The organism is Burkholderia sp. AU32262, from assembly GCF_020419985.1.
Lineage (GTDB): Bacteria > Pseudomonadota > Gammaproteobacteria > Burkholderiales > Burkholderiaceae > Burkholderia > Burkholderia semiarida.
This window is the reverse complement of the sequence record NZ_JAIZRS010000087.1, coordinates 1-555: the sequence shown is the minus strand read 5'-3', so window position 1 is coordinate 555 and position 555 is coordinate 1. Positions and strand designations below refer to the sequence as shown.

Below are 555 nucleotides of genomic sequence, written 5' to 3'. Positions count from 1 at the left end.
TGAAGACCGCGCAGGCGTCCTACGACCTGACGAAGCTGCAGTTCGACAACGGCACGGGCTCCGAGCTCGAGCTGCGTCAGGCGCAGACGGTGGTCGAGACGGCGCTCGCGAACCAGCAGGCGCAGGCACGTGCGCGTGCGCAGGCGCTGAACGCGCTGGTGCTGCTGATCGGCGAGCCGCTGCCGGACGACCTGCCGGCCGGCATGCCGCTCGACGCGCAGAATCTGCTGACGGACGTGCCGGCAGGCCTGCCTTCGGATCTGCTCACGCGGCGTCCGGACGTGATGCAGGCCGAGCAGACGCTGCTGGCTGCAAACGCGAACATCGGCGCGGCGCGCGCGGCATTCTTCCCGCGCATCTCGCTGACGGGCGCGTTCGGCACCGGCAGCCCGACGCTCGGCGGTCTGTTCAAGGCCGGCACGGCCGCGTGGTCGTTCGCGCCGCAGATCACGATGCCGATCTTCGAAGGCGGGCAGAACATCGCGAACCTGAATCTCGCGAACGTGCAGAAGCGCATCGAGATCGCGAACTACGAGAAGGCGATCCAGTCGGCGT

General features: G+C 68.8%; 1 protein-coding gene. It reads left to right on the top strand.

Annotated elements, in window-relative coordinates; genetic code table 11:
• Nucleotides 1-555, top strand: a 555-nt coding sequence (locus tag LGN10_RS33435; RefSeq protein WP_226226302.1) for a TolC family protein, incomplete at both ends; no start/stop codon positions are given.